We start from the raw sequence: 22,666 nt of genomic DNA on the forward strand, positions 1-22,666 counted from the left end.
TAGTTACTTAATTTGAGAAATCGCCAACTTAATCACACCTTGAACCGCCGCTTCTGACTCTTTTTCCCATGCAGCTTGTAGCGGTTCAATCGCAGCCCGATCGCCCACTTTCATCAAAGACAAAGCCGCCGCCCTGCGAGTTTCCCCATCACCACGCTCCAGCAACTCAATCAGATTAGGAATTGCAGGTTTATAAGCCAGATTTCCTAAAGCCGCCGCCGCCTCACAACGCACATCAACATCAACATCCGTCAGAGACTTAACCAAAATCTCGAATAATTCATCCTTCGGTTCTTCCTGTGCAACCTTGGCGATCGCCCCTACCACCGCACCGCGCACCACAGGCGAATCAGACGCGATCGCCTGATACAAATACTCCTTCGCCCCCGCCCCAATAAAAGCCAACGCCCAAGCCGCATGACCGATCGTACTCTCTGGCAAATCACTTGACCCTAAAATATCCAACAAAGCCTGCACAGACGGCTCCCCAATCCTCGCCAACGCCCCAATTGATGAACCCTTAACCACCGTATCCTTATCGTTCAACAAAGCATGAATTAAATGAGGAATCGCAGTCGGATCGGCAATCAAAGTCAGAGTTTTAGCAGCAGCACGCCGCACAACCGGATTAACATGATTTGCCAAAGCATCTAATAAAAAAGGAGTCGCCGCTTCGCCAATTTCAGCCAAAGTTTCCGCGAAACGCAGTCGAGTCATCCCCCGCGTATCTCCCAAACATTCAACCAGAAGGTGCAAAGTTTCCGCATCATTAGCATCGAAAGTATCTAAGTCTATTTGTTCCGTAACCCTTCGCAGTAAAGCATCTGTTTCAGCCTGAGCCAATAAAATTGGGTCGACCTCCGCTTGAGCATTAGAATTGACCATAATCATCACCTAATTATTAGTAGTTAGAGCCGCCAATTGAGCGCGAAGAGTCTCCAGTCCAGCATCAATCTTAGCAAGTTCCGGCTCAATTTTAGCCATCGCCGCCTTCTGAGGTAATTTTGCCTTTTGTGCCGCAGTCATCGTTTCATTAACCAAACGTTCGCGATATTTTTCAAATTCAGCAATTACTTCTGCCAATTCTTCAACATTAGTCTCTGTTGAATTAGCAACAGTTTCCTCATTATCAGCATCCGATGGATTAAATTCTTCGTTTTCAGACATAGTTTTGATAGTTTAATAATTAGTCCGCCTAGGCGAAATTTGTGTGTGTAGCCGCGCGCGATTGCAATCGCCGGGATATTTTTTGTTTATGTAACCGCAATTTCAATCACCGGGATATTTCGACTTTGTGTGTGTGTAGCAGCGCTCGATTGCAATCGCCGGGATATTTGTGCTTTAAGGTGACAGCACACCCACCCCAGAAAACCTCAAGCGATTGTGTTCTAACATCTCTTCTAAAGCAGAGTGAGAAACACAACGACGCTCAGAACAGTATGCCATTTGTTTAACCCCATTTATCATCTGCACAGTCATCACCCGTACCCGAAAATGATCGTTAATAAACCAACAGCGTTCCTGTCCTTGATTAGTCTCATATTCCGTCTCAATAGTCAACACCCCATCATCCGCAAAATGGTAAACACCGATGACAGGAATACCTTCAACATAGCCTCGATTTCGCAGAAACTTGCCCGTTCTCGGATTACTAGGATTAGGCACATCTACAAGAATAGCAGCATAGTTTTCATTCGGGACTGTATCATCTAAATTATCCTGCCACATAAAACTGCATCCCCCACTAACTAAAGCGGGATCGACATTCTGCTGTTGACAAACATCTAAAATTCTGGGATCATCTGTTGACAAGACGTCAACGATGACATTGGATTCTCCCGACTCATCAGCCGCAGCAGTATCAAAATTATGGACTGTTCGCTGAGTAAACCAAACGCCCTCACTCTTGCGAAAGAAATCCATCATAGTCATAGGTGGTGTTAGCAGCATTTCTGTGTCAAATTAGCGATAGGAATCAGAGGGATTGAGACAAATCTCCTTTAAAAACGGAGATTTCGGCTTTGACCTGAGCTTAGCCGAACTGGGAATCAGATCTGATTTTGGTTAAGAAAAATAAACAAACGTCAGTCTGGAATCCTTCAAATTCTAGGATAAATGACACAGGACAATTTTGAGCAACTCGATCAATAAATTTTCAGAAAAATATAATGTCACCTCGTCAACACTCGTCTTTCCTCTCGGAACCCCTTTCTGTAACAGAAATCTTACCAGCTATTGAGCAAGGCAAAAGTCTAGCTCAAACCAACCTCCCGGGAATCAACCTCAGCCAGATGGATTTATCCGGTATTGATTTCAGTGGAGCAAACTTGATTGGGGCAAACCTCAGTCAAACCAATTTGCAAGGGGCAAATCTCAAAGGGGTTGATTTACGAAGGGCCAATCTCAGAGATGCCAATTTGAGTGGAGCGAATTTACAAGAAAGCTATCTTTTTCGGGCAGATTTACAGGGCTGTAATTTAGTCGATGCCAAGCTACAAGAGGCAAAATTAAAATTAGCTCAATATGATGCTCATACCCTGTGGCCAGAGGGATTCAATTACAAAAATTCGGGAGCTATTGGTCCCCAAGCCAATCTCAGTGGAGCTTTTTTGAACACAGCTTACCTCAGAGGCGCAGATTTACACGGCTGTAATCTGCGAGGTGCTTATCTCAGTGGAGCCGATTTAACAGGGGCAAATTTAGAGGGAGCCGCCTTAAGTGGGGCGAGTCTTCAGAATGCCTTTCTGACTGGTGCTTATTTACGGAATGCTATCTTAATTGGAGTCGAATTACAAGGAGCGGATTTACGAGCGGCTGACTTAACCGGGGCAAATTTAGAGCAATTAAAGAGTATTGCTGGCGCTGATTTTACCCTAGCACAAGGACTCACCCAAGAGATGAAAGCCATGCTTTGCAGTCGCGATCCCAAAGAATTAGGAACTTGGAATGCCTTTACTCGTAACAATACGGCTCAGAGTCTTGGCTCTCGGTAGGATAAATTTACACTGATTGTTGAACTTCAAGAAGGTGGCGTTCTAAATCGAACAGAAAACCGTGAATATATTCCTCAGTCCACTCCTCACCATAGAACCGCGTAAACATCCCCCTCGCCGGATCTTTTGCAGCACGATAATTAATATAACGTCGCTGTGCCTCAAGAATCTCTCCAAGTCGCTGACTATCTGTGACAGGTTGCGCTTGCTCAACCAAATCGAGATAAGCTTGAAGATAATCCTTAAAAGCTTCAAAGACCGTAGTTTGCACCGCCTCTGTTTCCTTGGGACGAGTCCAAAGAAAAGCAGGAGAAAAGAAAGGTTTTGCCTCGTCAGGAAAATCTCCTCCCCAAGGCAACTCCTTTTGATAAGTGTTGAAAATCTGTAAAATCGGCTCTGAGTATTGCTTCTGGTAAGCCGCATCGTGAAAAAGAGGCTGCATATCTAAAGCAATTAAATGTCCCCCCGGCAAGGTTACTAAGTCCGCCCCAAAAAATGGCAAGTCATAATTTAACTGGGGGAAAATGACAAAATTAAGTACCTGGAGAGCATCACCACCCTCAACATGAGCCGCCCGAATTTGCCGTAATTTTGAGGACTTAAAAGCATGACTTGTCGTCACCACCAACTGCTCTTTTTTCCCCTTCCCAGTTAGAGATTCTTTCCGTTCAAAACCTGCCGGAATGTGATAGGGAGCCAAGTCAAGTCGTTCTTTTAGAAGTGGGATAGCATAATCTAAGAAAGGCTGATAAAGAGTCATTTTTAACTTATCTGACCCCCGCTGGAACTGCTAAGGGAACAGCATCTTCAAACAAAAACTCGTACAGAAATCGCTCTGACCATTCATGCCCAAAATAGCTGCCGAATAGCCCTGATGCAGGATCGCGTTCCGCACTATACTGATCGTAATCTTTCTGTGCCTTCACAATCCGCTGCATCTCTTCGGGAGCGTTAAGCGGGGAGGCTTGCTCTAGCATTTGCCAATACAACTGGACATATTCTTGATAGGCTGGAAACAAACGAGTTACAACCGTTTCTGCATCAGTTTTAGCAAATAGCAAGTTCTTAGAAAAATACTGGTTCGCATCGTAAAACTTCATTTCTAAGTCTTGCGTTAAATCTTTGTATTTATCCTTAATTGCGCTCATTGGCTCGATATATTTGTCTATATAGGCTCGCTCGCGGAATAAAGGTTGAAAATCCAAGACCACCAAGATTTTCTTCTGTCCAAAGGCTAAAAAATCAATTCCTAGTAAGGGCAGATCGTAATTATAATTCGGATAAATGACACTATTGAAAATCTGTGCCGTTTCTCCAGCATCAATGTATGTGTAACGAATCTTTCGCAATTTGGGACATTGATAGCACCAACTTTGAATAGTGGCGGGATTTTTGCCTCTTTCACTCACCACCGATTCCAACCCAGAGGGAATGGGACGACTCTCTAGAGCAAAACGTCCAAACAGTTCTTTTTCTAAGAATTCCTGAAACGGCTTAAACATAGATTAAAATTTAGCTCCTTCAATCTTTCCCTCAAAACACAATCATAAGGGATTGCCTTAAATCTTGTCTCTGTTTTTGACAAACAAAGTAATATTTCGTTACGAAACTCTGTTGTGCGATCGGCATTCCCTAAGAAAAACCCTGTACCAACCGTCATTAAACTGCTGCAACTGTAATAAATCTTAACAAACTCCCTCATAATTTTAGTCTATCCTAGTCAATTATGTGTAATTTAATGACTATGCAATTAAGTGAAAGAGCAAAGCAATTAATTCCCCAAGCCAGAATTGTCAGTTTTGCCACTTGGAAAAACTTATATTCAGATGAAGTAATTGCTATTTGTCAAGAGGCTGACGATCAAAGTCGATATCTCACTGATGAGGATTTAGAACGCATTAAAAATCTTGAGCCTCATCTCTCTTTAATGCTAGAAAAAGCCCGATTATTGCGAGAGCAAGCTCCTAATATTGTTGCAGATGCGAGGAAAAAGGTATTAGCCGACTTTCCCAATATCACTGAGCTTGGTAATGAACTTTATCCTCCCGAACGTGCTGAAGCCTGTTGGCGAGATTTTTGGCAGTTTTTACGCTGTATCACCTATGGAATTGCAGCTAACAGTCCTCAATTTACTAGCCAAGAAGGACTCAAAAATATGGAGTTACTTTATCAAGAATTGCGGGTTCCTATTTCGGCGATGCTCTGTGGACTAGAACAGTTAAAAACAGTTAGCTTGCAGCAATTTAATTTTGAAGATCGGGATTTATTGAGCCTCTATTTTGACCATTTAATCACTGGGTTAAAACAATTTAATCAAGCTTAATCAACTAAACAGTATCAGATTCCTTACTGTTTTTTTGATTAAGCAGATTTTCTAAAGCAGCAGCAACGACTCGATGATTTGAGTCTTGCCGAAGTTGACTTAAGATTTCCTTAGCCTGCGGATCATCAAAATGTTGCAAAGCAGATGCGACGTGCTGACGCATACCTTCATACTCAGAATTAGCCAGCATTAATAACTGAGAAAGTGCAGCCTGTTCCTGATTAGTTCCGGCTAATGTACCAAGTGCATCCACAGCGGCTTCCTGAGTGGTCCTATCTTCGCCAGCTAAGGCTTCCATACAGACCTCAAAGAGTTCGCTTTCGCACTCCATATCAACCAAAACAGCCAGAATACTACGACGAACTAACCAGTGGTCATCCTGAAAAAAAGTCAAGACTAAATGAGATGCAGCACATCGACCAAAAAGCGAAAGAGAATTAGCAGCCTCAGCTCGCACATTCGGCGTATTATCAAATTTCATGATTTGGAGCAATGCGGCGAAGGAATCGGCGGTTTGTTGTGTCCCAAATGCCCGGCTGACAAAGGAACGTACTAAGAATTCTGGGTCATCGAGTTTGCCCTTGAGCAAGGGAACGGCAATCTCTGGTTTATAATCCTTGAGAGCCGCGACGGCCTTGAGTCGATACTGAAAATCAGGATTGTTCAGAGACGTTTCGATTTCGTGAATATCCATAACCACAACCAAGTATAATTTTTATTTATTTAAACCAAAAAGTGCCTAAGTCTGCAAATAACTAAAGAGCTTTTAACACTTAATAACCTTGGCGGTTGTTATCGCTAAGCTCTTTGATCGAATCGAGTCTGAAAACAGCCGTACTTGAACCAATATTGTCGCAGTTCATGATGAGGTGTATGCAAACTGGCTTTAGCCTGATAGAGAATCACTTGTCGATGATTTCCCATCCAAAGTCGTTTGCCTGGTTCTACAGAAATTAAGCACCCTCCTAGAATGTTAACACATTCCTCAAATCGCTCAACTGCTGGATAGTCTAAAGTTTCAAAAATTAGCAATTGACCGGAAAAAATTAGGTGACGACTTCTGATCCAAGCCTGCATTTTTTTACAAGCTATTGGGGGTAGCATCTTTCAGATACTCAGCTTGAAAACCGAGTGATTTATTTTTATTTTCAAGTTTTACAGACAAAAAGAGCGAATAATAAACTCGCTCTATAGAAAGCAGGAGATACCAAACTTCAATGAAGACAAAGGTGAAGTCTAGGTAAATTTAGCCAACTTCAGTAATACTGAGAATTTTGCCTCCCATTTTCTGAATATTTTTAATTTGCTTAGACATTTGAGCATAGCTGACTTCATAGCTGATATTGCTCACTCTGACATGAGCACCACCAGACTTAGCAGCAGTAATCCGAAAACGTTTACCAGTTGTGCTAGAGGCTCCACTGGTACCAACGCTAGAAAGTTTAATTTTCTGAGGCAGATTGCTCGCAACCGTAGCAATTAATTGAGCTTGATTACTGCTATCGCTAGTAGCTGATCCTCCCAGCAAAGATAGCATCCGATTAAACCCGACATTCTTGATACCAGTTTGGCTGCGAATGCTCCGAGGATAAGGCACAATATTCTCGCCAAAGTTCTGGGTGTAATCGTCACTATCGATATAAGAATCGATTTCGGCTTCATAGCCTTGACCGTTACAAATTTGGACGTGATCGGCAATCTCTGTCTGTTCTAAAGGAGCGCGACCAAGCAAATGTTTGCAGTTTAACTCGATGAACCGATAGGCAGAATTGGTGTTAAAAAATAGAGACTGATACAGGTCGGATTTGGCCACTTGTCTGACAAAATCACGCACCGTAATATCACCATTGCGAAGCAATGATTCGGCACTGGTGAGACGCTGACTTTCCATCAGGTGAGCATTTCCTAACACCTGTCGGTAAGCAGCACGAATGACGACTTGTAAATCGTCTTCGGTTGCATTGGATCGAAGTTCTACGGGGTCACTGACGAAAGAGGCTGTTAAACTGGACATTGTTTTTTCCTAACGTTAATTAAAGTTTGATTGAGACTGTCAAAAGATGTGACTGTTGGTTGAAATAGCTTAACAGACGCGAACGCATCTGTTATCTAGACAGAGGAACACTCTCTGTTTCTATCGTTATCGCTTTCATCATTGCGATGGGATAAGATAAAAATCGCGATTGTTTCCGAGAGGGTAGAGAAGCAAATCTTTACTTCTCTACCCGCGAATCAGTCTAGGTCTCAAGCAACTTCTGTGATGCTGACAATTTTGCCGCCTGCACGATGAATGCGCTGAATTTGCGGAGTCATATTCGCACCGGATACAAGATATTCAGTGTTACTTACTCGGCGAGGACTATCAAATTTAGACCCCTTGACTAAAATCTTGAAGGTCTTTTCGGTGGCATCTTTGTAAGCGCTGATCCGACCGCCTGTTGTTGGTAAAGTAATCTTGTTACCGCTATTGCCAGCCACAAAATCTACTAAGCGAGAAGCGGTAAAAGCACTATCAACTCCTGCATAACCTTGATACAGGGAAAGGGTGCGATTATAGCCGACTTGCTTTTGTCCGACTTGACTTTTTGCCCCTTTATAATAAGGGACTGTATTCTCGCCAAATTTTTCCTGATATTCTGGACTATCGAGATAAGAATCAATTTCTGCCTCGTAGCCTTCTTGGGTAGACCGGCAAATATGCTCAGAAAGTTCCTCTTGAGCTAAAGGAGCGCGACCCAACAAATGTTTGAAGTTTAGCTCGACAAAGCGGTAAGGAGCGCAGGATTCAAAATACCGACTGCGATAAAAGTCAGATTTAGCCACAGCGCGGACAAATTCTCGTACCGTTATCGTGCCATCGCACAACTTGGATTCTGCAATCGTCAGGCGTTCACTTTCCATGACATGGGGATTGCCCAATACTTGCTTGTAAACAGCGCGAATTACCGCCTGTTTATCATCGGAGCTGCTGGTAGGCCAAAGTTCTACTGGCGCATCTAAAACGACACTCATTGAGTTTCTCCTAAGAATAAATAACGCTTCAAAACAGGGAATTAGGGATTGTGAAAAACACGCTCAGGGAGATAATTCCCCAAGCCGTTAAGGCAGAAGTTTGAGCGGTTATTAGTTGACAGCAGTAATGCTGGAAATTACGCCGCCTTGTTTGTGGATGCGTTGATATTCTTGCGAGAGCCTATCAAATGGTACGAGATAGGCTTGATTGCTAGAGCGAAATTTAGAGACTCGGTTCATCACAGTCGTTGCTGAAGAACGATATCCAGTCACAGTAATGCGATAAACTTTGCCTTCTGTGGAGGCGCCTAATCCAGCACGAGTACGTGAATTGATACCAGACTCTTGGAATGCCCAACCATCTCCAACTGCACCACCTGAAGGGGGAACTATGGGTAGGGGGGTTTGCTGAATCACGAATTTATTCAGAACAGGGGTTTTTCCAGAAATACTGCCCTTGAGGTCGCTACTGGAAGCTCCCCGCAAGAGAGCAAACATATGAGTAAACCCAACCATATTTTGTCCTGGCTGGGTTTTGTAGCCTCGGTAATAGGGAACGATATTTTCCCCGTAGGCATTTTGGTATTCATCACTGTCGAGGTAAGAATCAATTTCTGCCTCGAAGCCTTCAGTATCTAAAATGGTGCTATGTTCTCTCATTTCTTCTAAGCCATCAGGAGCCCGACCTAGAAGATGTTTGAAATTGAGTTCAATAAACCGATAGCGAGGACAAGTATCGAAAAAGCGAGAGCGGTAAGCGTCTGATTTTGCCAGAGCGCGGACAAATTCGCGCACACTGAATTCACCACTTTTGAATTGGGATTCAGGAATCGTCGCTCGTTCACTTTCCATGACGTAAGCATTTCCCAAAACTTGCCGATAAACGGCACGAATAATGGTTTCTACTTCTTCTTGTGAACGTCCTGGAATCAGTTCTAAACAGGGTGTTTCTTCAAATAAACTGACTCCAAGTCGAGATGCAGGTCCAAAAACCATTGAAAAAATCTCCACAATTGTATTACATGAGAAACTACCATACTTAGACGTTATATTAGAAAACTTTACATAACTTAACATTGAGCCTGATTTAGGAGCTTATTTGTACTACACAAATAGGTTGAAGTATTTCTCGGAGTCACTTATTGCAAGAAGTGCAGTGTAGTACATTTTATTTGCGTAATACATGGTGAATGTGACTTGAAGTTATTAAGCCGATAAGTTATAATATGTGAGGTAGCTCAATCGCAAAACTTTGACGCTTTTCAAACTGTAGAGAGCCAAAAGCCGAACCCCAAACCTGTTGATGATTATTCACATCCAGACCTCGATCGAGGCTACTCCAAGTTGTTTCTGTAATTTCCACATCACTAACTAGGTAGGTTGAACAACCTCTTTTTTCGATGAGACAAAGGTTTCCAGGTTCCACACGGCCTCTAAACATTTCACCGTCTCGTTTAAAAATCATGGAACAGTGATAGCGTCGTTGCAGACTATCTGGTTTAATAGTTTGGAGAATGCTTAATTCTCGTGCAGCTCCGGCGTACTGTATTGGGTCTTCGAGGCTATAATTTTCAATATAAATCTGATCTCCCTGGTCAATTAAGCGATGAACTCCCTGACGATAGGGAGTCCACAGATCGTGATCGTAAACCTGTTCTGAGTAAAAGCCAATGGCATTGAAAAATTCAAATGGTAAGGGACGAAAAAATATCCGAATATGGGCAAATTGTTGTGGGTTATCAAAGGATTGTTGGTAGTTACTAAAATCCCCAGCCATCCACTGAGCTAAAGTGATTAAATCATTGCTTTTAACGGAATTCATAAGCTAAGAAAAAGGTAGAATAAATTTTGATAGCAATTAGCAATTAGCAATTCACTAATTCCCTGAAAGCGAACGAATCTCTGAGGAAAATGATGCCGTTACTACCCCACTTCCTCCACTGGTTTTAATTAGGGAAACACGAAACCGTAAATTAGGATTAGCAAACCAGATTTTTTCTTCCGCTGCGGCATGCTCGTAGCTAGTCAACAGCACAAAAGTTCCATCCTCTGTGATGTGATAGTCACCTGCTGCGGCAATAGTTTCAGCATAACCTTGATCTCGTAATAACTTACCACGATTAGGCACATTTGGATCGGGGATTGGTACAAGAATACAACTCCCCTTAACCTCAGAATTCTCATCCCAATCTGACTCACCCTCCCAACTCATTTGAAAAGGCATTACTGCTTGGGATGGGTCAACATTATACAATTGGCAGAGTTCTATTACTGCCCGATCGTCCCGTGAGATAGCAACGATATCAATGACTGACTGCACAGCTTCAAAGTGTCTGAAAGTCAAATGATGGGCGCTGCGCTGGGAGCGCCACCGTCCTAGAGAATTTTCAACAAACTGCTTAATATTGTTCATGGAAAACATTGTACAGGGGCAAGAGCCAAAATATTCTTGTCTTCAGAACTCCACTTTTTGCGCCCCTGTCCACCAAAAAAAGTGCTTTTAGCCACAAAAGTAACAAATTGTTACTTTGTTTCTCAGGAATGAGACAGAGGGAACACCCCAGAGATATATTCAAAACCATCAAGTTAGTCACCAAGTTGACCAACTCTGATCGGAAATAATTTTTCTAAGTTAAGGAGAACTCAATGCTTGACGCTTTTTCAAGAGCTGTAGTTTCAGCCGATGCCAGCACCTCCACCGTCGGTGATATTGCTGCCCTCAGAGCTTTCGTTGCCAGCGGCAACCGACGCTTGGATGCTGTAAACGCGATCGCCAGCAACGCTAGCTGCATGGTTTCTGATGCTGTTGCCGGTATGATCTGCGAAAACCAAGGCTTGATTCAAGCTGGTGGTAACTGCTATCCTAACCGCCGCATGGCTGCTTGCTTGCGCGATGCAGAAATCATTCTGCGCTATGTCACCTACGCTTTGTTGGCTGGTGATGCTTCAGTTCTTGATGACCGTTGCTTGAATGGTTTGAAAGAAACCTACGCAGCTTTGGGCGTGCCCACCACCTCCACCGTGCGTGCCGTTCAAATCATGAAGGCTCAAGCCGCTGCTCACATCCAAGACAATCCTAGCGAAAAATTTGCTGGTGCTAAGCTCCGCAAAATGGGCAGTCCTGTAGTAGAAGATCGTTGTGCTAGCCTCGTTGCTGAAGCTTCCAGCTACTTCGATCGCATCATTTCTGCACTGAGCTAGTCCGTTGCTAATCGCAATTCGCTCAGCAAAATTGAAACTACGCTCACTGTCGTCAAAATCACTTTAGGAGTTTTAGGAAATGAAATCAGTTCTCACCACCGCTATTGCCTCTGCTGATGCAGCAGGCCGCTTCCCTAGCACCTCAGATTTAGAATCAGTTCAAGGTTCTATCCAACGCTCTGCTGCTCGTTTAGAAGCTGCAGAAAAACTAGGCAGCAACCTCGACGCAGTTGCTAAAGAAGCTTATGATGCTTGCATCAAAAAGTATCCTTACTTGAACGAATCCGGTCAAGCTAACTCCACCGATACTTTCAAAGCAAAATGCCATCGTGACATCAAGCACTACCTGCGCTTGATCCAATACAGCTTAGTTGTTGGCGGCACAGGTCCTCTGGACGAATGGGGTATTGCTGGTCAACGCGAAGTTTATCGCGCTTTGGGCTTGCCTACTGCTCCTTACGTTGAAGCATTGAGCTTTGCTCGTAACCGCGGTTGCGCTCCTCGCGATTTGTCTGCTCAAGCTTTGACTGAGTACAATGCTCTTCTTGACTACGCGATCAACTCCCTGTCCTAATTAACTGACAGGTTTGTAATGTCGTGACTGGGTAGTTTCTACCCGACAAGTCTAGGAACTCTTGGCTCGTTGCTTTACCGATTTTGGTGAGGTAAGGGTAAAGAATTCTTAGGCTTGTTATTGTGTTTTAATAGGCATATCATATTATAGTTATTGCAGACTGTTAATTTTATGGATAAACGCTTTTTTAGTTTTTTTAATTTAACGGAAGACCAGGCGATCGCCCTTTTAGATACGCCCCAAGCTGAAATCGGGGAAGAGGATTCCCGCTACATAGCTGCTTCCCACTTGATCAATTTCTCAACAGATCGATCGATCGCAGCACTGATGCGAGCAGTACAACAAACCGATCCGGTGCTGGAAAACCGGATTGTGCGCCGCAAATCGGTGGAAACCTTGGGAAGACTGCAAGCTGTGCAAGCATTGCCGGTGATTCGCACCTGTCTGGCGGATGATGACTGCTACACTGTGGAAAATGCAGTTTGGGCGATCGGCGAAATTGGCACTCAAGATCCCGATATTTTAGCAGAAGTTGCTCAATTGCTGGACAAACCGGGACAAACCTACCGGGTAATTATTCACACCCTAACTAAATTAGATTATCAGCCAGCCGTAGCCAGAATTCGTAGATTTGTAGATGATATTGACCCGCCGACTGCTAGTGCTGCGATCGCCGCAATTTGTCGCTTAACCAGAGACTTTTCTCAAATGGGAAAAGTTGTCGCGATGTTGCAACACAAAAATGTCCTTGGGCGCAGATTATCTATTCAGGATTTGATAGATGCGCGTTACTACGATGCAATTCCAAATATTGCTAGATGTCCGGTATCTTTAGTCTTTCGGCTCAGAGGAATTAGGATGTTAGCAGAAGCAGGAATTGCCGACAAATCCCTGACCTTTGCTACCACCATTAAACCCCATTTGGAACAAACCTTAAGAGACTATCCAGGGGATTTAGATTTAGTGCATAGTTATGAAAAATTACCCGACTTACCGTTTTTGATTCGCCAATTATACGAAACAGATTTTGGACGTTGCTATTTAGCAGCTAAAACGATACTTGAAAATTACTCAGAGGATGCACCAGCCGCCCTGTTTGCGACCTTTGCTGAAGAAGCAAATAATGACTATGGAGCGCATTTTCATGTGGTAAAATTGTTTGGTTGGTTAAAACATTCTCCAGCCTACGATTTGTTATTGGAAGCTTTGCATCACTCCCAACCCCAGTTTCAGAAATCCCGTGCAGGGGCGGCGATCGCCCTAGGGGAACTGGGAGAACAGCGTGCTATTCCAGAATTGAAAGCCTGTCTGGAAACTAAAATCTGGGATTTGAAGTATGCTGCATTAATGGCACTAGAAAAACTTGGTGATGTCAGCGGTTATGAAATTGCTGCGGCCGACCAAGATTGGTTAGTTCGAGCTAAAGTAGATGCTCATACTTCTGTAACATCCGAACTCTCTTAATTAGTCCTGGAGCCAGAAACCGGGTTTTTTTAGGGAAAGCCTGCATTGGAGCCTTTAATTCGAGTGAAAAACCCGGTTCCTTTGGTATTTAGGCATCCAAAACTATTAATTCAGCTTAATTAAATTACAACACCTAAAACCACAAAAACCATGACAACAGATGCTTTGTTTGAACAACTAAAACACCCGAATCCTCATCTGCGCGAGCGGGCAATGTTTGAAATTGCCGATTCCCGCGATGAAAATACAATTTCTCGACTGGTGGGCATTTTAGATGAAGAAGATGTCATCTATCGTCGGGCGGCCGTAAAAGCCTTGGGCGTGATTGGTGAAGATGCCGTACCATCGGTGGTTGAGGCATTGTTAAACAGTGATAATGTGACTGTGCGAGGGAGTGCGGCGAAGGTATTGGCACAAATTGCGATTAATTATCCAGAGTTACCGTTTCCTGAAGCGGGCTTGCAGGGATTAAAAAAGGCGATCGACGATCCGAATCCTGTGGTTAATATTGCTTCAGTGATGGCCTTGGGGCAGATGGGTTCCTCTGCTTTTGAGATTTTGGTGGAGTCGCTGAATACAACGGATAATGTGGCGGTACAAGTGGCGATCGTGAATGCTCTGGCTTCTGTGGGCGATCGACGTTGTGTAGAAGTTCTGACCACATTTGCGAATGATGAAGCCGTGGATTCTTATGTGCGGGAATCAGCGACAAGTTCTTTATCCCGCTTGGATTTGGTGATGAATTATAAGCGTGCAGATAGTTAGATTTAGTGACATTTTTGGTCCCTCTATTGAGCGCACACAGCACTTGCAGCCGACTGAGCTATGATAAAACTTTGGGCGTTGCTGATTCACGGTATGAATCAACTTTTCGCTTGAAGTTACAAAACTCACGATACTTGGCTTATCGCAATTGGGAAATCTTGAATTCATAACTGTATTCAGCAACGCCCATATGGTGAAGTTACAGTCAATTACTTTCAGACTACCTAAAAAAGGAACTTAAATACTCAGCGATAGGTTGAGCATCTGTTTAACAGGAGAGTTGATGATTTTTTGAGAAATGAAATTTTTAGTCTGATGACGCTCATTCTTCATGAGAGAAAACGCGAGATCCATTTTTCGGCATATTATATATAGTGTGCCTGCGTAAGTCCCGATACACTTAAGTCGCAAATTGTCCTTAACCAAGTAACACAGGAAATAATTTGTCTAGCACATTCCAAGGGAAGAGAGCATGATTTTAGGATATTCAAGCAGAGTAAAGTCATCACTAGAACTTATCATTATCTGTTTAGGACTACTGGAAATACCAATAACAACTACTCATCAGGTTTGGCTTGGCAAAGTCAATTTTTGATAGTCCTGTCGAATAGGAATCTGAATGATGAACTCTGCCCCCTGACCGGGATGAGAAAGACACTTCAACAGTCCGCGGTGTTTTTCTACCACAATCTGGTAGCTGATTGACAGCCCCAGACCGGTGCCCTTCCCTACGGGTTTCGTCGTGAAGAAGGGGTCGAACAGCCGCCGGTTCACTTCCTCTGTCATACCCGGGCCATTGTCGCAAATGCGAATCACAACAAATTGGGGAGCTTTCCTGGTCGGGGTGAGGTTGTGGGAATCCACCTCAGCCGAAGAAAATGTAGAGCTTTCGGCAAGGGGGGGATTGGAAATCGGGGATTTTTCTTCTTCCCCATACCCCACTGAGGTGCGAATTGCGATCGTGCGCGGCCCCCTTTGGTCATGGAGAGTGTCAATCGCATTCGCCAGTAAATTTACAAACACCTGGTTCAGTTGGCCGGCATAGCACTCCACCAGCGGCAGCGGGCCGTAGTCTTTAATGATTTGAATGGCAGACTGGTCTAATTTGGCTTGCAGTCGGTGCTGCAAAATCAGTAGGGTGTTATCGATGCCCTCATGGATATCGACCTCTTTCATTTCCGCTTCATCCAGTCGCGAGAAGTTTCGCAGGGAGAGGACAATTTCGCGAATTCGGTCTGCCCCCACCTTCATCGAATCCAGCACTTTGGGTAAGTCTTCCATCAAGAAATCTAATTCGATTGCCTCAATATCCTCAACAATCGCTGCTGTGGGATGGGGGTATTGTTCTTGATAGAGTTTCACCAGTCCTAGTATGTCTTCACTGTAAGTCTTGACGTGAGTCAGGTTGCCATATATGAAGTTAATCGGGTTATTGATTTCGTGCGCCACCCCTGCCACCATCTGTCCGAGGGAGGACATTTTCTCAGTCTGAATTAGCTGGGTCTGGGTGCGCTTGAGTTCTTGGAAAGAAAGCTCTAGTTGTTCGGCTTGTTTTTTTAATTGCGCTTCTGATATTCGCAGAGCTTGCTCTATCTGCACGCGATCGCGAATTTCCTGGCTCAGGAGCAGATTTTTTTCCTTTAATTCCTGCGTCCTCTCTTCCACTTTATGTTCTAAAGTCCGGCTGTAATCTTCTAATTGCTCATTGGCTTGTTTCAGGTTGTCAGTCGCCTCAGACAAATTGGCATAGAGTCGCGCATTTTCCAGGGAAATCGCCGCTTGAGAACAAAGCACGGTTAAAACTTCCAGGCGATCGGGAGTAAACGCACTCCTTGTCAGATTATTTTCCAAGTAAAGCAGACCAATGAGCTTTCCTTTATGGACGACCGGCATACATAAAACTGACTTGGGTTGGGCGTTAACAATATAGCTATCCCTGGTAAAAATTCCCTCCTGACTTGCATCATTTAAGACCACATTTTTCTGAGTTCTAGCCACATAATTGAGGAGAGAAAACGGCAATTTCTGAGTAGTTTCTATCGGTGTGGATTGCAGCACTACGACCTCATTATTATCTATGCTTGCCGTCCCTTCTACCACCAGTTGACCATCTTTTTCTAAAATGAAGTAGCTTTTTTCAGCCCCAGCATTCTCGATCGCAATTTTCAATAACTTAGAAAGCAGACTTTCCAGAACAATTTCGCCAGAAATAGCTTGAGAAGATTTCATAACAGAGGCGAAATCCAGTGCTGCAAAACTCCCCGTAGTCGTCGAGCTGGTCGTCCGTGATACGTCAAGGCTGGGGAATTCTGTGGTCAGTATTCGCGAGAAGAACTCAGGATATTCTTCTGATAAATCTTTTACTTTGGCCTTCGCTCCCCAGCGAATATAGCCATAGTAAGCATCCGTCAAATAAATCTCCGCTATCTTCTCCCGGCCGCGAGAGAAATAAAACTCGGCAGCCCGTTCATTAGCTAGGGCTTCTTCCTGAATGTATCCCTGTTCTCTGGCTCCTTGAATGCTAGCGTCATAATACTCCATCGCTTTTCCAATTTTCCCCAATACCCGCGCTTTCTCCGCCTCCACTAATTCGTACTTATGCTGGAAGTTAGACGGGGCATGAAATGCCCATTTCTGCATTTTTTCTTGATTAGCTTCAACTAAGCTGATGTATTGTTGTTGTTCGGCGTCTGAAGATTGAGGATAAACAGCGAGTAGAGCGAGGGAATAATAGAAGTTGTGAGGAGCAGAAACTACCATTCCCATCACGCTGACTGCGTGTTCTGCGGCTAAACTGGCGTTGGCAACGGCATTCTTTGGTTCTTTAAATAGATATAATAGAATTGTCTTGGCTAGATAAGTAATAAACAGCAAAATTCTATTGTTAGTTTCAATAAAAACAGGCAACATTTGTGTTTCATTAAAACTTTTGCCTACCAACTGACATTTGGCCTCAGATTCATTTTGAAGATTTAGCGTCAATTGGTGAAATATCTGGATGTAATAGATAGAATAGTCTTGTTTTAGTTTGAGCGCTAAATCAAGATATTGCTCTTGTTCCTCTTCTACAATGTCTAATCGTTCCCCAGTCAAAAATATGCTCGCACAATAGACAGTAACACAATAACCGGCATATTCTATATCTCCAGTTTCCAGTCCACTTTGAAATGCTGACAGTAAGGGGGCTAAAGCTTTTTTAGCTGGCTCTTTCCAGTGTATAACCAAACCATAAAATAATTGATTAACTTTACACTTAAGCGAGTTGACATTAAATTTATTCAACAACTTTAATGCCAAGTTACCAGACTGATATCCGGCATCTATATCCCCTATTACCGAGCACAGTATTACACTATAAAAAGCATACGCAAAAGCAGCAAAAGGTGAATGACCATACTCCATGCAGATTTTAACCAAAGTCACTGCAAGTGGGAGCAAAATTGCGGGATTAGCAGTAATAACAGGAGAAATAAGAGAAGTCAGTATACTTAAAGCCGCTATTTTGTAAGGGTCTGTCATCTCTGGGATATTGTCTAAGTCTGCGATATCTGGCAACTCAACCACAAAACCCCCGTTACCCTCGTCATTTGACAAGGAAACACCCAGCATATCCAGCACTTGCAGCCCAGTATCAATGGCTTTTAACATCTGATTTTGAGCCATATAATACTGGATTTGTAGCTCGTATACTTTCACTTTTTCTAGCAGGGTGCTAGCTTGTTGCAGAACAACTTCAGCAAGAATTGCTGACTTTTCGTAATTGGTATTAATATATTCTGCTTCCACCGCTTCTACATAGAGTGCTAGTGTCAGATCGTAGTTACTCTGCCAACTGTTTTCTGCCAAGAGTTCTAACCCTACTCTTAGTTGCGTGACAGCAACTTCATAAGCTGACGCTGCTTTGGCTTTTCGACCAGCTATTAAATTTAATCGGGCTAGACGATCTTTTTCTGCCTGCTCCGTGATAAAGTCAGCCCCAACATTTAACTGATTGACAATCTCAAAAATATTTTCTTCAATCTCGTCTGCTGGAGTATGCTCCAGTAGCAGTTCACCAATTTTTAGGTGGGTCTGTTGTTTCTGAGATTCCGGAATAAGAGAATACGCCGCTTGCTGCACCCGGTCATGGAGAAATTTGTAAACGATAGGCCCGTGATGACTATAAGGCAAAGGGGCAGGTGAGCATGATAGCAGAGGAGAATCTGGAGCTATTCTCTCCTTTACTTCCCTGCTCATTTCATCAGAGGTAAAAACCAGAGGGATTTTGTAGGCTTCGCTCAGGGGCAAAACCAAGCCCGCCTGAAGCGCTTCCCAGAAATCAGCCGCCGTTTCCGACTGCGATTTTTCATTGACAATAGCCAGAACGTCTAAATTAAATTTGTCTCCAATACAGGCGGCTAATTTTAAGACATCCTGCGTCTCCTCCGGGAGTTTTTGAATATTTCTGGCAATCAATTCGACGACATTATAATCAGTGATTCCTACCGCTTGAATTTGGTTCAATGACCACTGCCAGCACCCAGCACTAAATTCAAAGGTCAATAGCTTTTCTTGATGGAGAGTAGCGAACATCTGAGTCAAGAAGAAAGGATTGCCCTGGGTTTTATTGAACAGTAGCTCGCACAATTCAGAAACCCGGTTTCTCGGCGCGGAAGACTCATTGAGGGTATCCGCTACCAGCAAGCTGACGTTGCCAATATCCAAAGGACGGAGGGTGATATTATTTACAACCGCCCCATTCTTTTGAATCTCCTCCAACGTCAGCATCAACGGATGCGTCGGACTAACTTCGTTATCTCGATAGGCTCCCATCAGCAGTAAATACTGGCTGTCCGGGTCACAAATGAGCAGATGAATCAACTTGAGCGATGCAGAATCTGCCCACTGTAAGTCATCCAAAAAGACGACAAGCGGGTGTGAGGGTTTAGTAAATACATGAATGAATTCTTTAAACACCCGATTAAAGCGATTTTGGGATTCAAATGCCCCCAATTGCGGAACAGCTCCTTGAGGGCCGACAATCAGTTCGACTTCGGGAATGACATCTACTATGACTTGGCCATTTGAGCCTAAAGCTTCTAAGAGTTGCTCTTTCCAAATCGCTAGTTTTTCCGAATTTTCTGTTAACAGATGTCGCATCAAGCCCTGAAAGGCTTGGATCAAAGAAGCATAAGGAATATTTCGCTTTAATTGGTCAAATTTACCGGAGATAAAATACCCGTGCTGCCTGACAATCGGTTTTTGAACTTCATTCACTAAGGAAGATTTGCCAATCCCTGAGTAACCGCTCACTAGCATCATTTCGCTGGTTCCGCCGGAGACTCGCTCAAAGGCTTCCATCAAAGTGGCTACTTCTTGCTCGCGACCATAGAGCTTTTGCGGGATGAGAAATTGTCCAAATTTATCCCTCTTACCGATTGAGAAGTTGCCAATTTTCCCATGGGTTTGCAGTTGATGACGGCAGGTTTCTAGGTCAGCTTTTAGTCCCAGAGCGCTTTGGTATCTGTCTTCAGCGGTTTTGGCTAATAATTTCATTACGATGTCAGAAATCGCTTCTGGAATCTCACCGATTTGCTGATGGGGTGGCACTGGTCTTTTAGCGATATGGCAGTGAATTAATTCCAGGGGGTCGGTAGCTTGATGGGGCAGCTTTCCAGTCAGAATTTCATAAAAGGTGACACCTAAGGAGTAAAAGTCGGTGCGGTAGTCAATTGAGCGATTCATCCGCCCGGTTTGCTCTGGAGACATATAGGCGAGGGTGCCTTCTAGCAAGTTGGGATTGCTGAGGCTCTGGTTTTCTCGCTCTAGGTACGTGGAAATGCTAAAATCTATAATTTTAATTTGATCTGTTTTGGAGTTGATAATGATATTCTGCGGTTTAATATCTTTATGGATAATCTTATTTTCATGCAGATGAGCTACGGTCTCTGCCAGATGAATTGCCAGACTTAGAAATTCGCTTATTTCAAGGTGTTTAGCTGCGATTAGGTTTTTCAGAGATTTTCCCCCAAAATCTTCTAATATCAGCGCCAGACCGTTATTATGCTTTTCCAAAGAGTGAGCTTTGACAATCCCTGTCATGTCGAGAGTTTTGAGGATTTTATATTCATGTCTCAACCGCGCGATTTCTTCTATTGTGGGATACTCGGCTTTGAGGGTTTTTACTATAACCTGAGTTGGCTCGGACTCCCGAACCCCCCGATAAATAACTGTATTGACACCTTCATGAAGGGGCAACGATAAGAGTTTGTAACCGGGCAGCGTGGTTTTCATATTTGTTTTTTCGATGAGTCCGATTATTCAGGCATGGAATTGATATATGGGAACCTGAGACAGCTATGTTCGATCGCCTGTTGGGAAAACTTAAACGAGCAGAGCATCAGCTTGTTAGCAAGTGGCAATATTTTCTCCGCTAATTCAATAGTAAAGTGCATGATGGTCTAATGTTTAACTATAATACCTGTGCTGGAGTTGGAAAACCAAGAATTGGTGCTTGTCCCAGCGCATCCAGATCAATTATGCGATCGCACTACCTCAACTATCTGGTTAAAGGTCTCTGGACGTACTCCGCACAGACGCTTAAAGTTTTCAGAACTCAGGTTTTTTACATCCAAGTAGCTGATTATGTGTCTCAGCCTAAATTATTCCAGCTTAGGATTATACATCCTACGAGAACATATTTGCAGCACTTCGACCGGGCGCGAGCGTTGTTCTTACCAGGGTACAAGTCGCGATCGCCTTCCCTAGTTTTGCAAGAGGTCTATTGTAAGAGTGTGCTACCCATGACTGAGTTACTTGAGCGCGCGTTAGCGAAGCCCTCGAAGAGGAGCGCTAAGTTAAAAACCCTGTCTGCAAGTGAGCAATAGGCGGCTCAATGATTCTGGAAGAACTTGAAGACGATCCCAGATGGGAACGAGCATTTGCTCGTTCTCTCGACGCTCTTGCCAAACTTGCAGCCTCAGCAATGGCTGAGGCTCCCGCAGGTAAAACCCAAGAATTCGCTCCAGAAACATTGTGAAGTCGCGTATTACAGCCCCATTCCGTAACAGAATCTACAGTTACAAAAAATGGGGAATGTATGCAAACAATCTCTTTGAGTCGTGAAAAAGTCGCGCGTCGTGCGAAACATTTGTATGAGAGCAGCATCCGCCCAAAAATTGAATTAGAAGATAATATTGGCAATATGGTCATCATTGATATAGAAACAGGCAACTATAAAGTTGATGAAAATAGTTGACACGCTGCTGATTACCTGAGTGCGAAACATCCAAATGTTAGACTCTTTAGTATCCGTATTGGATATAACGTTGCTGGAGATCTAGGTGGTGTCATGGAGCGTGTGCCTAAGTGATTTTACTTAGGTAGTTGATAGATATGCTAAACTTAATTTTATTGGATTTTGCTTTAAAGTCAAGCTATTTGACTTTAACTTGATGAGAAAGTTCACTGCGGTTGTTCAGAAAGACCCTGACACTGCTTTATATGTAGCCTATGTTACTGGTTTGTAAGAGAGCGCATTCTCAAGGAGAAACTTGAGACGAGCTATAAGCGAACCTACGTGAAGCGATTGGAATGCTGTTGGAAAATGAGAAGATAGCCTTCCATCGCTCTTCAATGATCGTGCGATCGCCCTTTTAGTATTTATTCTTAATTCTTCTAGTTCCGATACTTGCTAAAATAGAAGCCAATACTAATCGAACGGCAACTCATGCTAAAAACCATCGAAGGTATTTGCATCACTTGCCAAACAATCCTATAATGGTTCATCACGATCTTGATGATTGTTTCATTCTTATAACTCAGTTAATATGCGATCGCTTGTCTTGACTATAGCTCTCATATGTTTAGCCACCCCCGCTGTTGCCACAACCTGCGAGGAAAGCTTTCAAAAAAAGGGGGATTTTTTGAATGGTGCCGCCTTTTCTGCACGTGTTCAGGTTGAGGGGTTATCGATAGAGAGAGCATTTTCCCAATTACGACCCATTTTGGCCCGCGAGGGCATCAAGACTCTCAGCACGGATCTGAACTTAGGTGTAATGAAAGCCGAAAATCCCGCAACAGCATTTCAGCGTGCTTTGCCAATTGACGTATTTGCCTCAATGGACGGCAATCTATTAAATGTCGAGATGATCTTTACCCTTCCGAGTGGGGTGGGTGCAAGTAAAGACACGGTGAAGGGATACTTGTGTGGCGCACTAAATCAATTGTTGCCCGAAACTACAAAGTAATATGCAATCATTCATTTGATGAATTGTAGTTTCCCACACTCGATCGCCATACCGAATATTTCAAAATTACCTGCGCGCGATCGCCAAATAAATCTCGCCAATCGAT

The 22,666-nt window shown here is 43.5% G+C and carries 22 protein-coding genes; 9 read left to right on the forward strand and 13 right to left on the reverse strand.

Annotation, left to right across the window (positions count from 1 at the left end):
• Positions 1 to 3 precede the first annotated feature (3 nt).
• The 3 genes from QUA78_RS01675 to QUA78_RS01685 form a co-directional block, all read right to left on the reverse strand.
• Positions 4 to 885: a HEAT repeat domain-containing protein gene (locus tag QUA78_RS01675; RefSeq protein WP_333303811.1), complete on the reverse strand. Its 882-nt coding sequence runs from the start codon at positions 883 to 885 to the stop codon at positions 4 to 6.
• Positions 886 to 894: 9 nt separating this feature from the next.
• A complete protein-coding gene (locus tag QUA78_RS01680; RefSeq protein ID WP_333303812.1) occupies positions 895 to 1,167 on the reverse strand; it encodes a hypothetical protein in 273 nt (90 codons plus the stop codon).
• A 174-nt stretch (positions 1,168 to 1,341) separates the two neighbouring features.
• Positions 1,342 to 1,950 (reverse strand): phycobiliprotein lyase, encoded by a 609-nt coding sequence (locus tag QUA78_RS01685; RefSeq protein ID WP_333125530.1) that lies wholly within the window; start codon positions 1,948 to 1,950, stop codon positions 1,342 to 1,344.
• A 218-nt stretch (positions 1,951 to 2,168) separates the two neighbouring features.
• On the opposite strand from QUA78_RS01685, the gene QUA78_RS01690 reads away from it, so the two are divergent.
• On the forward strand, positions 2,169 to 2,993 hold the full coding sequence (locus QUA78_RS01690; RefSeq protein ID WP_333303814.1) for a pentapeptide repeat-containing protein: 825 nt from the start codon (positions 2,169 to 2,171) through the stop codon (positions 2,991 to 2,993).
• Between the two features lie 7 nt (positions 2,994 to 3,000).
• On the opposite strand, the gene QUA78_RS01695 is transcribed toward QUA78_RS01690, so the two are convergent.
• Positions 3,001 to 3,753: a phycoerythrobilin:ferredoxin oxidoreductase gene (locus QUA78_RS01695; protein WP_333303815.1), complete on the reverse strand. Its 753-nt coding sequence runs from the start codon at positions 3,751 to 3,753 to the stop codon at positions 3,001 to 3,003.
• Positions 3,754 to 3,760: 7 nt separating this feature from the next.
• Positions 3,761 to 4,495, reverse strand: coding sequence for a 15,16-dihydrobiliverdin:ferredoxin oxidoreductase (locus tag QUA78_RS01700; protein WP_333303816.1), 735 nt, complete (start codon positions 4,493 to 4,495; stop codon positions 3,761 to 3,763).
• 236 nt (positions 4,496 to 4,731) lie between these two features.
• Between QUA78_RS01700 and QUA78_RS01705 the strand changes: the two genes are divergently transcribed.
• On the forward strand, positions 4,732 to 5,316 hold the full coding sequence (locus QUA78_RS01705; RefSeq protein ID WP_333303817.1) for a phycobilisome protein: 585 nt from the start codon (positions 4,732 to 4,734) through the stop codon (positions 5,314 to 5,316).
• Between the two features lie 4 nt (positions 5,317 to 5,320).
• Here QUA78_RS01705 and QUA78_RS01710 read toward each other — a convergent pair whose 3' ends face one another.
• The 7 genes from QUA78_RS01710 to QUA78_RS01740 form a co-directional block, all read right to left on the reverse strand.
• Positions 5,321 to 6,010 (reverse strand): HEAT repeat domain-containing protein, encoded by a 690-nt coding sequence (locus QUA78_RS01710; protein ID WP_333303818.1) that lies wholly within the window; start codon positions 6,008 to 6,010, stop codon positions 5,321 to 5,323.
• A gap of 104 nt (positions 6,011 to 6,114) precedes the next feature.
• Entirely contained in the window at positions 6,115 to 6,420 is a 306-nt protein-coding gene (locus QUA78_RS01715; RefSeq protein WP_172186505.1) for a CpeR family transcriptional regulator, read from the reverse strand.
• A gap of 142 nt (positions 6,421 to 6,562) precedes the next feature.
• Positions 6,563 to 7,330 (reverse strand): phycobilisome rod-core linker polypeptide, encoded by a 768-nt coding sequence (locus QUA78_RS01720; RefSeq protein ID WP_333303819.1) that lies wholly within the window; start codon positions 7,328 to 7,330, stop codon positions 6,563 to 6,565.
• A gap of 230 nt (positions 7,331 to 7,560) precedes the next feature.
• Positions 7,561 to 8,328, reverse strand: a complete 768-nt coding sequence (locus QUA78_RS01725; RefSeq protein WP_333307504.1) for a phycobilisome rod-core linker polypeptide — start codon at positions 8,326 to 8,328, stop codon at positions 7,561 to 7,563.
• Between the two features lie 111 nt (positions 8,329 to 8,439).
• The gene (locus tag QUA78_RS01730; protein ID WP_333398518.1) at positions 8,440 to 9,324 is read right to left on the reverse strand and encodes a phycobilisome linker polypeptide; all 885 of its coding nucleotides are present in this window, start codon (positions 9,322 to 9,324) and stop codon (positions 8,440 to 8,442) included.
• A 223-nt stretch (positions 9,325 to 9,547) separates the two neighbouring features.
• A complete protein-coding gene (locus QUA78_RS01735; RefSeq protein WP_333307340.1) occupies positions 9,548 to 10,150 on the reverse strand; it encodes a chromophore lyase CpcT/CpeT in 603 nt (200 codons plus the stop codon).
• A gap of 54 nt (positions 10,151 to 10,204) precedes the next feature.
• Positions 10,205 to 10,741, reverse strand: a complete 537-nt coding sequence (locus QUA78_RS01740; protein ID WP_333307346.1) for a phycobiliprotein lyase — start codon at positions 10,739 to 10,741, stop codon at positions 10,205 to 10,207.
• 233 nt (positions 10,742 to 10,974) lie between these two features.
• Between QUA78_RS01740 and cpeB the strand changes: the two genes are divergently transcribed.
• The 4 genes from cpeB to QUA78_RS01760 all read left to right on the forward strand — a co-directional run bounded on the left by cpeB (position 10,975) and on the right by QUA78_RS01760 (position 14,332).
• The gene (gene cpeB, locus QUA78_RS01745) at positions 10,975 to 11,529 is read left to right on the forward strand and encodes a C-phycoerythrin subunit beta (protein WP_333307655.1); all 555 of its coding nucleotides are present in this window, start codon (positions 10,975 to 10,977) and stop codon (positions 11,527 to 11,529) included.
• A gap of 79 nt (positions 11,530 to 11,608) precedes the next feature.
• Positions 11,609 to 12,103, forward strand: a complete 495-nt coding sequence (locus QUA78_RS01750; RefSeq protein WP_333185460.1) for a bleomycin hydrolase — start codon at positions 11,609 to 11,611, stop codon at positions 12,101 to 12,103.
• 171 nt (positions 12,104 to 12,274) lie between these two features.
• Positions 12,275 to 13,567: a HEAT repeat domain-containing protein gene (locus QUA78_RS01755; RefSeq protein WP_333398520.1), complete on the forward strand. Its 1,293-nt coding sequence runs from the start codon at positions 12,275 to 12,277 to the stop codon at positions 13,565 to 13,567.
• A 150-nt stretch (positions 13,568 to 13,717) separates the two neighbouring features.
• Entirely contained in the window at positions 13,718 to 14,332 is a 615-nt protein-coding gene (locus QUA78_RS01760; RefSeq protein ID WP_333304090.1) for a HEAT repeat domain-containing protein, read from the forward strand.
• Positions 14,333 to 14,896: 564 nt separating this feature from the next.
• Here the strand turns inward: QUA78_RS01760 and QUA78_RS01770 are convergent.
• On the reverse strand, positions 14,897 to 20,605 hold the full coding sequence (locus QUA78_RS01770; RefSeq protein WP_333304091.1) for an AAA family ATPase: 5,709 nt from the start codon (positions 20,603 to 20,605) through the stop codon (positions 14,897 to 14,899).
• 601 nt (positions 20,606 to 21,206) lie between these two features.
• Here QUA78_RS01770 and QUA78_RS01775 point away from each other — a divergent pair.
• From QUA78_RS01775 to QUA78_RS01785, 3 genes are all read left to right on the forward strand, one after another.
• The gene (locus tag QUA78_RS01775; protein WP_333304093.1) at positions 21,207 to 21,350 is read left to right on the forward strand and encodes a hypothetical protein; all 144 of its coding nucleotides are present in this window, start codon (positions 21,207 to 21,209) and stop codon (positions 21,348 to 21,350) included.
• Positions 21,351 to 21,410: 60 nt separating this feature from the next.
• Entirely contained in the window at positions 21,411 to 21,569 is a 159-nt protein-coding gene (locus tag QUA78_RS01780) for a hypothetical protein (protein WP_333304094.1), read from the forward strand.
• A gap of 667 nt (positions 21,570 to 22,236) precedes the next feature.
• Positions 22,237 to 22,560 (forward strand): hypothetical protein, encoded by a 324-nt coding sequence (locus QUA78_RS01785; protein WP_333304095.1) that lies wholly within the window; start codon positions 22,237 to 22,239, stop codon positions 22,558 to 22,560.
• Positions 22,561 to 22,666: the final 106 nt, after the last annotated feature.

Source organism: Microcoleus sp. K4-B3 (assembly GCF_036704615.1).
Taxonomy (GTDB): Bacteria; Cyanobacteriota; Cyanobacteriia; order Cyanobacteriales; family Microcoleaceae; genus Microcoleus.